Origin of the sequence: Actinoplanes sp. NPDC049316 (genome assembly GCF_040677315.1) — a bacterium.
In the GTDB taxonomy this organism is placed as follows: Bacteria; Actinomycetota; Actinomycetes; order Mycobacteriales; family Micromonosporaceae; genus Actinoplanes.
The window spans coordinates 55,501-69,186 of the sequence record NZ_JBFAQM010000016.1 but is presented as its reverse complement, the minus strand read 5'-3'; the positions used below and the strand labels follow the sequence as shown (position 1 = coordinate 69,186).

The window sequence follows — 13,686 nt, the reverse complement described above, 5'->3', positions numbered from 1 at the left end:
GAACCGCCGACCGGCCGATGCCGTGCCCGGCCGGCCCTGGACGCGGCCCGACCGCGGAACCAGGATGGCGGCGTGGACGAGAGCGGTCTCGTGGCCTGGATGCTCGAGGGCGATCCGGCCGTGCGCTGGAAGGTGACCGGCGACCCGCGCGAGCGCGACCGCATCGCGACCGAGGGGTGGGGAGCGCGGCTCCTGGCCGAACAGGACCCGGACGGCCGGTGGGGCGGCGGCGCGTACTCCCCCAAGTGGACCTCCACCACCTACACCCTGCTGCGGCTGGCGTGGCTGGGGCTCCCGCCGGGCCATCCCGCGGCGCTGCGCGGGTGCGAACGGCTGTGGGAGTGGCAGAGCCGCTGGCGTACGGCCGAGACGTGCGTCGCGGCGATGCTGGTCACCGTCACGCGGGCGCACGGTTACGCCGCCGACCGGCTGCCGTCCCTCGTCGAGCTGCTCCTCGACCGGCAGCAGGACGACGGCGGGTGGAACTGCGCCGCGGGTGACGATCGCGGGCGGCACAGCTCCTTCCACACCACGGTGATGGCCCTCGAGGCGCTGCACGCGTACGACGGCGCGGCCGTGGCGCACGGCCGGGGCCGCGAGTTCTTCCTGCGGCACCGTCTCTACCGCTCGCACCGTACGGGCGAGGTCGCCATCTCGGGCAGCACCCGCTTGCGCGCGTTCCCGGAGTGGCACTTCGACGTGCTGCGCGGCCTGGAGCTCTTCGCCCGCTGCGACCACCACGACGAACGGCTCTCCGACGCCGTGGACGTGGTACGCGCGCACCGCCGCCGGGACGGCACCTGGCCGGTCGTGGCGCCGTACCCGGGGAAGCAGTGGTTCGAGATCGAGCCGCGCGGTCCGAGCCGGTGGAACACGGCCCGCGCCCGGGCGGTCCTGGGCTGGTGGGACGGTCAGATCATGACGACGCGCGGCAGCGGGAAGCCGTTGAAGCGCGACGCGTAGACACTCGTGTACGCCCCGGCCGACCCGATCATCAACTCGTCACCCTCGCGCAGATCCGCCGACAGCAGCACATCGCGGGCGAACGTGTCCTGGCTGTCGCAGGTCGGCCCGGTCAGGTGGTAGCAGCGACGCAGCCGGGTGCCGCGGCTGTCGTGGATCGGATAGTGCAGGTGCCCGCCCGACTCCAGCACCTCCATCAGCCCGTGGAACACCCCGAGGTTCGTGTGGGCCCACCAGCCGGACGGGCGCTCGGCCACCCCGATCACCCGGCAGTGGAACGTCCCGGCCTCGGCGACCAGGCAGCGGCCCGGCTCGGCGAAGACCTCGACCGGGTACGGCAGGTTCGCCAGTCCCGCCGCGGCCACCCGGCCGAAGGCGGCCAGCGGCGGCACGGGCTCGTCGTACGCGGCCGGGAAGCCTCCGCCGATGTCCACCATCTCCAGCCGTACGCCGGCCCGCAGCAGGCGGTCCATGACCTCGGCGACGTCGCGCAGCGGTCGCTCCAGCGCCGCCGGCTCCAGCGACTGCGACCCCATGTGGAAGGTGATCCCGTACGGCACCAGCCCCAGCTCGCGGGCCTGCAGCAGCAGGCGTACGGCCCCCGTGACGTCCACACCGAACTTGCCCTCGCTGGGCACGACGCTGTCCTGGCCGCCGGTGGCGAGGCGCGCGTACACGCGGCTGCCGGGGGCCTCCTGCGCGACCCGGTGCAGCTCCTCCGCGCTGTCCACACTGAACCGGTGCACCCCGGCGGCGGCCGCGCGGGCGGTCTGGTCGCGGGAGCGCACGGGATTGCTGAAGATCAGGTCTTCGGGCCGGACGCCGGCCGCCGCGAGCGTCTCGATCTCCTGGACGGAGGCCACCTCGAAGCCGGAGCCGGCGCCGTGCAGCGTCCGCAGCACGCCCGGATGGGTGTTGCACTTGGTGGCGTAGAACGGCCGGACACCGGGGAAAGCGGACCGGAAGGCGTCGAGCGCGGCGACGATGCGGTCGGCGCGCATCTGCAGGACCGGGCCGGTCCGGGTATCGACGATGGGATCGACGGTCACGACGCGAGAAAAGGTCTGGCGCACCGGGGGCCCCTTACGCTGAGTGGTCGTTTCAGTGCGGAGCGTGTGTTACTCAGTATGCACGGTCGCCCCGGAAACGTCGATGACCAGGCACCATGGAGATCAATACCGAATGATCAAGACAATGACCTGCGAAAATGCGATTCGGGACATCCATGCGGATGTCCCGAACGCGTCGTGCGCCTCCCCTGATCAGTGGAGTTGCACCATCTTGAATTCGATCATGGACTCTGGAGAAGTTGACTTTGAGTATCTACTTCCCATCTCTGAGTACAGATCGGTAGGCTCTCAGCGGTTGATATCGAACTCGCCGCTCTTGGCCGAGTTCACAAACTCGGTCCAATGCGCCGGGTTGAAGATGAGAGCGGGACCGGAAGGGTTCTTGCTGTCGCGTACGGCAACGGCTGTGTCGAGGAAGGCGACCTCGACACAGTTGTTGCCGCCGTTTCCGTTGCTGCGACTGCTCTTTTTCCAAACGGCGGCGTTGAGATGGTGCGCTGGCATGCCCATGCACCTCCCTTCCCTATGCGGTTGTGCGTGCCGGGCCCCTTACGCGTGCAAGAGGCTCTCGATCATCTTGAGCGTGAGGCGCGGGTCGAGCGCCCGAGTGCTCAACTGATCGAACTCCGCACGGTAACGTGCGACCTCTGAATGTTGCTCTTCGTAGAGGTCTCCCGCAAGACCCTCGAGGTAAACTACATCCAAATGAGTGGTCTCGGGGAACTCCAAAAGCGCAGCTGAACCGCCCAGGAACGGATGTTCGCCGGCGTCGAACGGCAGGATTTGCACCGTCACGTTGGGTAATTGAGCCACGTCGATGAGGTGCCGCAGCTGGTGATCCATCACCACGGGGCCGCCCACGGAGCGTCGCACCACCGACTCGTCGATGATCGCGAAGAGCTGCAGCGGGTTCTTGCCGTGCAGTCGGTCCTGCCGCTTGAGCCGCAGCGCCACCCGGCGGTCGATGTGCTGGGGGGAGTCCGTGGAGCGCCCGGTGCGCATGAGCGCACGGACGTAGTCCTCGGTCTGCAGAAGGCCTGGCAGGACGATGGGTTCCCAGACCCGCAGGGAGGCCGCCTCCGCCTCCAGGCCGACGAAGTTGCCCGGGCGCATGATGTCGCGGTAGTCGGTCCACCAGGTCTTCTGGCGCGACGAGCGGGCCAGCTCCATGAGGGCCTCGCGGTACTGCTCGTCGTCCACGCCGTAGAGCATCAGCAGGTCACGGACGTCGCGGGGAGTGACGGCGACCCGCGCCGTCTCGATCCGGGTGACCTTGGCGGCATGCCATTCGAAATGCCGGGAGACATTCTCCTGGGTCAATCCGGCGCGTTCGCGACACCGTTTCAGCTCCGTGCCCAAACGACGTCGCCGCAGCGTAGGACCTTCGTCTGTGGACACCCGTGGCTCCCTCGATCGTGGGACGTCGACAACCCGTCTGTATCGGTGCGTCTGTATCGACCCTTGATCCATCGTAGACGGCCGGGGTCGACGAGAAGTCTAGTACTTCTTGCATTGTCCTCGGGGGTCGGTACATGATGCTCCCGACAGCGAGTTATTGCCTTCTATACGGGCAGTTGCCCGTCGGCGTAACAGTTCGATGTTCTTAAGGAGTGGCGGCGTGCTGGCTGACCAGTTCTTCCTGATCGCGCACGAGGACCGGACCGGGCGGTCCCGTCTGCATCCCCGGGCCACCGGTCTCGGCCTGGCCGCCGCCCTGCTGGGCGAGCTCATGCTAGAGGGGCGGCTGCGCTGTTTCGACGGCGACCTCTACATAGAGAGCCGGCAGCCGCCGCGGGACTCCCTCGCCCATTCGGTGCTGGAGTTGCTCATCTCGCAGCCGCAGCACCGCGAGCTGCGCACCTGGCTGGCGTACCTGTCGCAGGACGCCGCCGACCGGGTGGGGGAGCGGCTCATGCGCTCGGGTGCTGTCGAGTCGGTGACCCGCCGGCGCATGCTGAGCACCCAGACGTTCTACATGCCCAACAACGAGGTGCAGCGCAACGCGGCCGCGTGGGCGCCGATGCGGCTGGCCAACATCATGGTGCGCGGGCTGGAGATGTCCATCAGCGACCGCGTGCTGGCCGGACTGGTGGTCGCGACCGGCCTCACCCGCCACGTGCTGTGGGACTTCGAGGTCCACCGGCACGCCCTCACCCAGCTGCCCACCGCCATCGGGTCGCTGCCCGAGGATCTGCGCCAGCTCATCGAGCACACCGAGGCGTCCGTCGGCTCCGTGCTCGCCGTCGGTCGGCGGTGAGTGCCGTCGGCCGTCACCACCGCCGGCGGGACAACATCGACCAATGGGCTGGGAGGCTCTTGATGGCGCGTAAGGACATGACCGAGCCCGACATCGTGTCCACCGCACTGGCACGCAACAGGCTCGGCGTTCCTTCGGTGGTGTTCTTCGGCGTCGCGGGCGCCGCCCCCCTCACGGTCATCATCGGCGCCATCACCACGATCTACGCCGTTGTCGGCAACACCGCGGTGCCGGTGGTGTACCTGGTCGTCGCGGGGATCCTGTCGATCTTCACGGTCGGGTTCGTGGCGATGAGCCGGCACATCGTGAACTCGGGCGCGTTCTACTCGTACATCAGTCACGGACTGGGGCGGATACCGGGCGTCGGCGCGGCGTTCGTGGCGCTGCCGGCGTACGCGATGATGCAGATCGGCCTGTTCGGGCTCTTCGGCGTCGTGGCGTCCGGGGTGCTCAACGGGCTCGGGCTGGACGTCGGCTGGTTCGCCTGCGCGATAGCCGCCTGGGCCCTGACCGCCCTGCTCGGCGTGCTGTGGGTCGACCTGAGCGGCAAGGTCCTCGCCGTGCTGCTGGTCGCCGAGATCCTCATCGTGCTCATCTACGACGTGGTGATGGTCGCCAACCCGGCCGAGGGTTCGGTCAGCTTCGCCACGCTCAACCCCGCTCAGGTGCTCACCCCCGAGGTCGCGGCCATGATGGTGCTCGCCATCGCCGGCTTCGTCGGCTTCGAGGCGACGGTCGTGCTCTCCGAGGAGGCCAAGGACCCGAAGCGGACCATCGCCCGGGCCACCCACTGGGCGGTCATCCTCGCCGGCCTGCTCTGCGGGCTCTCGGCGTGGGCGATGTCGGTGGGGGCGGGGCCGGGCAACATCGTCTCGGTCGCGAAGGCGGAGCAGACGGATCTGGTCTTCACGCTCGTCAGCCCGCACGTGCCCGCGGCGCTCATCAACGTCGGCTACGTGCTCTTCATGACGAGCATCTTCGCCGCGCTGCTCGCGTTCCACGCGGCCGTCTCGCGTTACCAGTTCGCGCTGGGCCGCGAGGGAGTGCTGCCCCGGGCCTGGGGTTACACGCACCCGCGCACCGGCGCGCCGATCGTCGGCTCGATCACCCAGAGCGTGCTCGCGCTGGCCGTACTGGTGGTCTACCGGCTCACCGGCGCGGACCCGCTCGTCTACCTGTTCGCCTGGCTGACCGTCGTCGGTGGCCTCGGCGTCTTGATCCTCATGTGGAGCGCGTCCGCGGCGGTCATCGCGTTCTTCGTCCGGCACCGGCACCAGGAGAACGTGTGGCGCGGCCGGATCGCACCGGTCGTCGCGTTCGTGCTGCTGAGCATCATCCTCGCCGCGACGATCTACGGGCTGGGCGACCTGCTCCAGGTCGAGTCCGGCTCGATGTTCCACTGGATCTTCCCGACCGGGTACGCGGTGTTCGCGGTGGTCGGCTTCGTCTGGGCGATCGTCATGCGCGCCGCCCGGCCCGAGGTGTACGCCGCCATCGGCCGCGGCGCGGACGGCGGGTTCATCGCCGACGCCCCGCGCCTGAAGGGCTCGCACACCGAGCCGATCAGCGTCCGCGCGATGTTGAACGCCGGCGCCGTGCCCGAGCCCCCGCCGGAGCCGGACGTGCCACCGGGACCGCCCCGGTGGGAGACCCCACCCGAACCGTCCCGGTGGACCTGACCTTGCCCTGGACGACACGCCGGACCGCCCGCCGACCCGAGAAACCGAAAGGAGGTCGCTCCCTGTACGGGCCGGACTTCCGTCAGCCCCCCAAGTGCCCGGTGCTCCGGCCGGCGGCGGCGGGCGGTCGGCGTGTCACATCCTCAGGCCGCCTGGGGGAACTGGTAAATCCAGAACTGCTGCGCGTCCATCATGGAGGCGTCGCAGTTGCCCGACAGCCGGTGCAGCATCAGCCGGATCACCCGGCTCATCTTGCGGGCCTCGTCGTTGTGCTGGCAGAAGTCCAGCCCGATGATCCCGTTCTGGGCGGCGGCCAGCAGGTACATCGCCTCGACCAGGTCGGCGAACGACGACCGCGCGGCCGGTGTCGGCAGCACGGCGACGAAACCGCAGTACCAGATCTTGCGCTGGGCGTACAGCTCGGGCCAGCGCCGCTCGAAATACTGCGGTGAGATCAACGGCATCGCGTCGAGGTCGTTCGTGTACGTCGACATCCCGCACAGATTGCCCTCGTCGTCGAGGCTCAGGTACTTCTGCACCCGGCCGTCGCGCATCACCTCGTCGAACTCGTTGCGGTACATGAGGTGACGCTGGACCGCCAGCGCGTTCAGGCCCCGGAACGACTCCTCGTACATCTTCCAGGCGGACTCGATGAGCTCGTCGTCGTTGATCTGCTCGACAACCTTGATAACCATGCGATGCTCCCCGAATTGCCGATGGTCGAGGCCACCAATGCCTATGGCACTCAAGCCGGTCGATGGTCTTTCTGACCACAGCGTACGGAGCGTATTTGGCAGATTACAAGGCGTGATTTATGCCAAGGTCAACGTGTCCTTTAATGACCGGGAAACGTGATCAACCGGCCGATTGAACCGCTGTTCGTCGCGGTACGTGCGCCAGAAGCGATCGTACCCTCGCGGGGGTGGTGCGACGGCGGTGCCGGTGGGGGCAGGGTCCATGACGCCGAGGCTAGGACTCGTGTCTGAAAAGGATCAGCCGTGTGGATCTTCCTCCGGAGCCGGCCGGCCCTCGGCGGGGCCACGGGCATCGATGTCGGGCGATAAGGTGTGGCGTCCGTACCGCCAGTGCCGGAGGCTTCTCGACGATGCGATCTTCCCGGACCGGGGCGCGGCTCTGCGCCGCCCTCTGCGCCGTTGTCACCGTTTTCGCGGGCGCCACGGCCGCCCATGCGACCCCGACAGCCGTCACTCCCTCGGGCACCGAGCCCGTCTACGACTACACCCAGGCGATCCGTGAACAGATCTGGGTGCAGGCGCCGACCGACAGCGACGCCGACGGCGAGCCCGACCGGGTGGCGGTGCGCATCATCCGGCCCCGCGAGACCGAGGCCGGCCTCAAGGTTCCGGTGATCTTCCAGCCGAGTCCCTACTATGCGGGGCTCAACGACGTACCCAATCACGACGACATCGACCGCGACGGCGCCGCCGCCCGCCGCAGCGCGTCACCTGGCGCGGATCGCGCGGCCGAGACCGTCACGTTCTCCGGTTACCTGGACAACTACTTCGTCCCGCGCGGTTACGCAGTGGTGTTCGCCGACAGCCTCGGCACCGGCGGCTCGACCGGCTGTCCCACCTCCGGCGGGCGCAACGAGACGCTGGGCATGAAGGCGGTCGTCGACTGGCTCAACGGGCGCGCCCGCGGCGCCGACGCGACCGGCGCGCCGGCCCGCGCGTCCTGGTCGACCGGGCGTACCGGCATGATCGGCGTCTCCTACAACGGCACCCTGCCCAACGCGGTCGCCGCCACCGGCGTCAAGGGGCTGGAGACGATCGTCCCGATCGCCGGCATCTCCAGCTGGTATGACTACTACCGCGCCAACGGCGGGGTGGTGGCGCCCGGCGGTTTCCAGGGCGAGGACACCGACGTGCTCGCCAAGGCGGTGCTGACCCGCGCGAACCCCGAGGTGTGCGCCGGCGTGATGGCCGCCCTCGAACGCGACCAGGACCGGGTGACCGGCGACTACAACGCGTACTGGGCCGAGCGTGACTATCTGCGCGACGTGGGCAAGGTGCGTGCCAGCGTGTTACTGGTGCACGGCCTGCACGACGACAACGTCCGTACGGGCCAGGCCGGTCAGTGGTGGGACGCCCTCGCGCGCCGCGGCGTGCCGCGCAAGATCTGGCTGCACCAGGCCGGGCACACCGACCCGTTCAATGTGCGCCGTGACGCCTGGCTCGACACCTTGCACCGCTGGTTCGACCAGTGGCTGTACCGGATCGACACCGGCATCATGCGCGAGCCGATGGCCGACGTCGAGGTGGCGCCCACCGTCTGGCGTACCTCTGCGACCTGGCCGGTGCCGGACGCCCGCGCCACCACGTTCGCGCTCGGCGGCCCGGCCGCCGACGGTCGTCCGGGCACCCTGCAACCCGGCCCTGCGCGGCCCGGCGCGCGGCAGTCGTTCGTCGACGACCCGTCCCGGACCGCGGACGAGCTGGTCGCCGACGAGCTGAGCGCCGACCCGAACCGGCTCGCGTACCTGTCGGCGCCGTTGGCGCGGGAGACCCGGTTGTCCGGGACGCCGCAGATCTCGGTCCGTGCCGATCTCGCGGGGAAGTCGCCGTATCTGACCGCGCTGCTCGTGGACTACGGTCCGGCGGACCGGTACGCGGGACTGCGCAGCCTCCCGGTGCAGGACTGCGTCGGCCCCGGCATTCCCGAGGACCCGGGCTGCTTCACGCGCCGTGAGTACGTCACCGCCACCACGCCGCTGGAGATCGTCTCCCGGGGCTGGCTGGACGTGCGGAACCGGTTCTCGCCGTGGCGGACGACGCCGATCGCGGCGGGGCGGGCGTACACGTTCCGGTGGGACCTGCAGACCGAGGATCACGTCTTCGCCGCCGGGCACCGGATCGGGGTCGTCCTCATCTCCACCGAGCGCGACCACACGCTGCGATACCCGGCCGGCACGAAGGTCGGCGTCCGCCTCGGTGTGTCCAAGGTGGTCCTGCCGCTGGCCGGCTGACGCGCACGCAACGCGAACGGGCGGATCGGCCTCGAGCCGGTCCGCCCGTTTGTCGCCGTACTTTCGCATTTTCCGAGGAAAGTTCGGCCCCATGAGGCAGAAGTTCTGGTGCGAGCGTCGATAGTGGACCAAGATATTCACAGCCGTGCATCGCGCCGGTAACCCGAGTTCGAAGGAGCAGCATGGTCCGTGCTCTCGTCCTCAGCCTCATAGCCGCGTCCGCCGCAGTCGCCGCCCACCCGGCCGCCGCGTCCGCCGCCGATCTGCCACCCCAGGAACCCGGGGTCACCCTGCGCACGTACGACACCCGCGCACCGCTCACGAAGATCTGCACGCTCAAGCCCGGGCAGACGCCGAACGTCGACAAGCTCATGCCCGACATCGACTACACCGGCGACGAGTTCGGCCTCGAGGACAACTTCGTCGCGCACGTACTCGGCAACCTGACCGTGCCCGCCGACGGCACGTACACCTTCCGGCTCGCCAGCGATGACGGCTCGCGGCTGGCGATCGACGGCAAGCCCGTCGTCGACAACGACGGCTTACACGGCGTCGAGTCCAAGGACGGCAGCGTCGAGCTCCCCGCCGGCGTGCACTCGCTGTTCGTCGAGTTCTTCGAGGCCGGCGGCGGCCAGCAGCTGACGCTGTCCTGGCGGCCGCCCGGCGCCGCCGACTTCAGCGTCGTCCCGGCCTCGGCCCTGAGCACCGAGGCCGGCGTGGTGCGGGTGACCGCCCCCGGCCAGAAGCAGTGCGAGGGCGCCACCGACACCCCCGGCGACGGGCTGCCGCTCGACGCGGTGAACCCCGGCTACACGCTGACGAACCTGCGCCCCGACGGCTTCCAGCCGCAGGTCTCGGCCATGGACTGGACCGAGGACGGACGCCTGGTGATCGCCACCTGGGGCGGCAGCGAGAAGACCGACGGCGAGGTCTACATCCTCGACCACGTCACCGGGCAGACCGATCCGTCCAAGGTCACCTACAAGAAGGTGGCGAGCGGCCTCAAGGAACCCATGGGGCTCGCCGTCGTCGACGGGACCATCTACGTGTCGCAGAAGCACGAGCTCACCGAGCTTCGCGACACGAACGGCGACGAGGTCGCCGACGCGAAGCGCACGGTCGCGACCTGGCCGTACGGCGGCAACTTCCACGAGTTCGCCTTCGGCCTGCTCTACCAGGGCGGCAACTTCTACCTGAACCTGTCGGTCGCCATCGACTACGGCGGCGCCACGACGAACCCGCAGCCGGCGGCGAACCGGGGCACGAGCATCGTCGTGAACCGGCGTACGGGCAAGGTCACGTACGTCGCGGGCGGTCTGCGTACCCCCAACGGTCTGGGGTGGGGGCCCGGCGGGGGCCTGTTCGTGGCCGACAACCAGGGCGGCTGGCTGCCGGCGTCGAAGCTGGTGGAGATCAAGCAGGACCGGTTCTTCAACCACTACACGAACCCGGCCGGGCCGTTCGACGCCAACCCGGTCACGAAGCCGGTGCTGTGGCTGCCGCAGAACGAGATCGCCAACTCGCCGAGCACGCCGGTGCTGCTCAAGCAGGGCCCGTTCGCGGGCCAGATGCTCATCGGCGACGTCACGTACGGCGGTCTGCAGCGCGCCTTCCTCGAGAAGGTCCACGGCGAGTACCAGGGCGCGGTGTTCCGCCACACGCAGGGCCTCGAGGTCGGCGTCAACCGCACGACGATCGGACCGGACGGGTCCATCTACATCGGCGGGCTCGGCGCCGGCGGCAACTGGGGCCAGGAGGGCAAGCTCACGTACGGCCTGCAGAAACTCACCCCGAACGGCATCACCGCCTTCGACATGAAGTCCATGAGCGCCACCCGTGGCGGCTTCACGATCGAGTACACCAAGCCGCTGTCCGACGAGACCGTCGCCAACCTCGCCAAGGGTTACCAGCTCGAGCAATGGCGGTACGCGCCGACCGAGCAGTACGGCGGCCCCAAGGTCGAGGAGCAGAAGCTGACCGTCAGCGGCATCCGCGTCTCCGCCGACCGGCGCCGGGTCACTCTCACGGTGGACGGCCTGCTGCCCGGCCGGGTGGTGCACCTGCGCTCGCCGCGGCCGTTCAGCGCCCAGGGCGGCGAGCAGCTCTGGAGCACCGAGGCGTGGTACACGCTCAACGCCATCCCCGGTGTACAGCCCGATGAGGTCTTCTACGAGGCCGAGGAGGGCCGCCGCCAGGGCGGAGCCGGCGTCGGCACCGACCACCGCGGCTTCTCCGGCATCGGGTTCGTCGACCGGTTCGGCACGCTCAACGCCTCCACGACGATGCACGTCGATGTGAAGCGGGCCGGCGACTACGAGGTGGGCCTGCGCTACTCCAACGGCCCGAACCCGTTCCAGGGCGACAAGACGATCAGCGTGTACGTCAACGGCCGCAAGATCCGCCAGACCGTGCTGCCGACGACCGTCACGTGGGACGACTGGGCGACGAAGACGGAACGGCTGACGCTGCGCCGCGGCGACAACACCATCCAGTACCGGGTCGACGCGGAGGACACCGGCCACGTCAACCTCGACCTGATCACCGTACGCAGGCCGGGGGAGCGGATCGTGCTCTTCGACGGCACCGGCCTCACCGAATGGCAGCACACCGACGGGCGTACGGCGAGCTGGCCGCGCGTGGGTGACGGGGCCATGGAGGTCTGCTGCGGCGACCTGCGGACCCGTCAGGCGTTCGGCGACTACAAGCTGCACGTGGAGTTCAAGGTGCCGCTGCTGCCACCGGACGTCACCGGGCAGAACCGCGGCAACAGCGGCGTCTACCAGCAGGAACGCTACGAGGTCCAGATCCTCGACTCGTACGGCGACACCACCCTCGACACCAACGAGGCGGGCGCGATCTACCTGCAGAAGGCGCCGGACGTGAACGCCGCGACGGCTCCGGAGACGTGGCAGACGTACGACATCGACTTCCGGGCCGCCCGTTACGACGCCGCCGGGACCAAGACCGGGAACGCCCGCATCACCGTGGTCTGGAACGGTGTGAAGGTGCACGACGACGTCGAGATCACCGGCGTGACCGGCGGCAGCATCGCGGAGGGGCCGGCCACGGGCTCGATCCGCCTGCAGGACCACGGCAACAAGGTCCAGTACCGCAACATCTGGATCGAACCGGCGAACTGACGGGTCACGCTCGCCCGGGCCGGCTGCGGCGGGCCCGGGCGAGCCGCGTCCCGGGGATTGGCTGTTCCAGCGCGGCCCCGGATGCGATGGGATCACCATCATGTCCTTCGCCCGCCGGATCTGGCAGCTGTACGAGCCGCTGCACGCGGTCACCTACTTCGCCCCGCAGGCCCGCGCGGCGTTCGAGAGCGCCGGGCTGCGCGGTTTCTGGCGCGGATACTTCGCCGGGCGGGCCGCTCCGCTCGGCGCGGTACGGGCGGCACCCGTCACCGCGCTGTTCTTCACCTTCACGCCCGGCATGGTCGCTCGCGCGCTGCCCGACGTGTGGCAACGGGCGTCGCCGGAGCAGGCGTTGGCCGCCCGCCTCGACGGCGCCGTCGAGGCGCTCCGAGCGATCCTGCCGGCCGAACCCGCACTGTGCGCCGAGGCCGCCGACCTGCTGGAGGCGGCGGCTGCGGCGACCGTGACCGACGGCCGCGCGCTCGGCGCCGCCAACGCCGCCCTGCCCCGGCCTGCCGGCGATCTCGCCCGGCTCTGGCAAGCCGCCACCGTGCTGCGGGAACACCGGGGCGACGGGCACATCACCGCCCTGGTCGCCGCCGGGCTGACCGGCTGTCAGGCGCTGGTCCTGCGCGACGCGCTCCACGGCGGCCGCGACCAGCTGCAGCCCGCCCGAGGCTGGACGGACGCGGAATGGGACGCCACGGGCCGGGTTCTGGCCGGGCTCGGCCTGCTCGACGCCGACGGGCGGCCCACCGCTGCGGGGCAGGCGGCACACCGGGCAGTCGAGGACCGTACCGACGCGCTGGCCACGCAACCGTGGACCGTCCTGGACACCGGCGACCGGGCCCGGCTGGTGCAGATCCTGACGCCGCTGGCCCACGCGGCGGGAGCGGTCATCCCGTACCCGAACGCGGTGGGCGTACCCCGGGCCGGCGACGGCGCGATCGTGACGGAGGACAGGGGCTGATCGGCGCCGTGCCGAACCGATGGTTGGTCCCGGTCACCTGTGCCGATCGGCTCTGTCTTCCGCCCTGACGCGCGAAGGACAGTGAGGAGGCAAGCGCCTCACCGAGGAGCGATGGACATGGCGGTCGGCGACGGTCCCGTGCTCGACGCCGAGGACGAGCGGATGCTGGTCACCCGGCTCACCCGGCAGGTTCTCGCGGACACGGCGCCCGAGGAGATCGCGGCGTTCGACGCGTACCGGGCAGGATTCCTCACCGGCGGTGCCGTCGGGGAGGGGCACGGACGAGAAGATCCACTCGGGTTCGGGGTCGAGGCGAGCGGCCTGCTGACCCCGTACGTGGTCGTCGCTGCCACGGCGGCGATCCGGTTGCTGGCCGCCACCTTCCCGAGCGCACCGGGGGCCGAGGCCAAGGTCGCCGCGGCCACATGGTTGCGCCGGCTGCTGGACGGGAACGGTGACATCTCACCCTCGCCGTCCGCGGTTCTGGCCCGGGTGCGCGAGGCCACCTTCCAGGTCTGCCGGCGAACGGGTGTCGATCCCGCGGACGCCCTTCTGGTGTCGGACGCCGTGGTCGGGCGCTTGAGCAGTTCGCGGACCTCGGTCGAACACGGGGGTGGCTGA

General features: G+C 69.9%; 11 protein-coding genes. 7 read left to right on the top strand and 4 right to left on the bottom strand.

The window, feature by feature from the left end; all coding sequences use genetic code 11:
* The first annotated feature begins 72 nt into the window (after positions 1–72).
* Positions 73–963, top strand: a complete 891-nt coding sequence (locus tag AB0K03_RS23595; RefSeq protein WP_364688236.1) for a hypothetical protein — start codon at positions 73–75, stop codon at positions 961–963.
* Here the strand turns inward: AB0K03_RS23595 and AB0K03_RS23590 are convergent.
* From AB0K03_RS23590 to AB0K03_RS23580, 3 genes are all read right to left on the bottom strand, one after another.
* The gene (locus AB0K03_RS23590) at positions 912–2,012 is read right to left on the bottom strand and encodes a type III PLP-dependent enzyme (protein WP_364688234.1); all 1,101 of its coding nucleotides are present in this window, start codon (positions 2,010–2,012) and stop codon (positions 912–914) included. The genes AB0K03_RS23595 and AB0K03_RS23590 overlap by 52 nt on opposite strands.
* Before the next feature lie 309 nt (positions 2,013–2,321).
* On the bottom strand, positions 2,322–2,537 hold the full coding sequence (locus tag AB0K03_RS23585; protein WP_364688431.1) for a DUF397 domain-containing protein: 216 nt from the start codon (positions 2,535–2,537) through the stop codon (positions 2,322–2,324).
* A 45-nt stretch (positions 2,538–2,582) separates the two neighbouring features.
* Positions 2,583–3,431 carry a helix-turn-helix transcriptional regulator gene (locus AB0K03_RS23580; RefSeq protein WP_364688232.1) on the bottom strand — a complete coding sequence of 283 codons (849 nt, stop codon included), beginning with the start codon at positions 3,429–3,431 and terminating at the stop codon, positions 2,583–2,585.
* 220 nt (positions 3,432–3,651) lie between these two features.
* Here AB0K03_RS23580 and AB0K03_RS23575 point away from each other — a divergent pair, with 220 nt between their 5' ends.
* Together AB0K03_RS23575 and AB0K03_RS23570 are read left to right on the top strand one after the other, a co-directional pair.
* Positions 3,652–4,290 carry a GOLPH3/VPS74 family protein gene (locus AB0K03_RS23575; RefSeq protein WP_199512000.1) on the top strand — a complete coding sequence of 213 codons (639 nt, stop codon included), beginning with the start codon at positions 3,652–3,654 and terminating at the stop codon, positions 4,288–4,290.
* Between the two features lie 62 nt (positions 4,291–4,352).
* Positions 4,353–5,969 carry an APC family permease gene (locus AB0K03_RS23570; RefSeq protein ID WP_364688230.1) on the top strand — a complete coding sequence of 539 codons (1,617 nt, stop codon included), beginning with the start codon at positions 4,353–4,355 and terminating at the stop codon, positions 5,967–5,969.
* A gap of 143 nt (positions 5,970–6,112) precedes the next feature.
* Here the strand turns inward: AB0K03_RS23570 and AB0K03_RS23565 are convergent, their stop codons facing one another.
* The gene (locus tag AB0K03_RS23565) at positions 6,113–6,664 is read right to left on the bottom strand and encodes a hypothetical protein (protein WP_364688228.1); all 552 of its coding nucleotides are present in this window, start codon (positions 6,662–6,664) and stop codon (positions 6,113–6,115) included.
* A 410-nt stretch (positions 6,665–7,074) separates the two neighbouring features.
* On the opposite strand from AB0K03_RS23565, the gene AB0K03_RS23560 reads away from it, so the two are divergent.
* From AB0K03_RS23560 to AB0K03_RS23545, 4 genes are all read left to right on the top strand, one after another.
* Positions 7,075–8,955: a Xaa-Pro dipeptidyl-peptidase gene (locus AB0K03_RS23560; RefSeq protein ID WP_364688226.1), complete on the top strand. Its 1,881-nt coding sequence runs from the start codon at positions 7,075–7,077 to the stop codon at positions 8,953–8,955.
* Positions 8,956–9,137: 182 nt separating this feature from the next.
* A complete protein-coding gene (locus AB0K03_RS23555) occupies positions 9,138–12,095 on the top strand; it encodes a family 16 glycoside hydrolase (RefSeq protein ID WP_364688224.1) in 2,958 nt (985 codons plus the stop codon).
* A gap of 100 nt (positions 12,096–12,195) precedes the next feature.
* The gene (locus AB0K03_RS23550) at positions 12,196–13,065 is read left to right on the top strand and encodes an SCO6745 family protein (RefSeq protein WP_364688222.1); all 870 of its coding nucleotides are present in this window, start codon (positions 12,196–12,198) and stop codon (positions 13,063–13,065) included.
* Between the two features lie 117 nt (positions 13,066–13,182).
* A complete protein-coding gene (locus AB0K03_RS23545) occupies positions 13,183–13,686 on the top strand; it encodes a hypothetical protein (RefSeq protein WP_364688220.1) in 504 nt (167 codons plus the stop codon).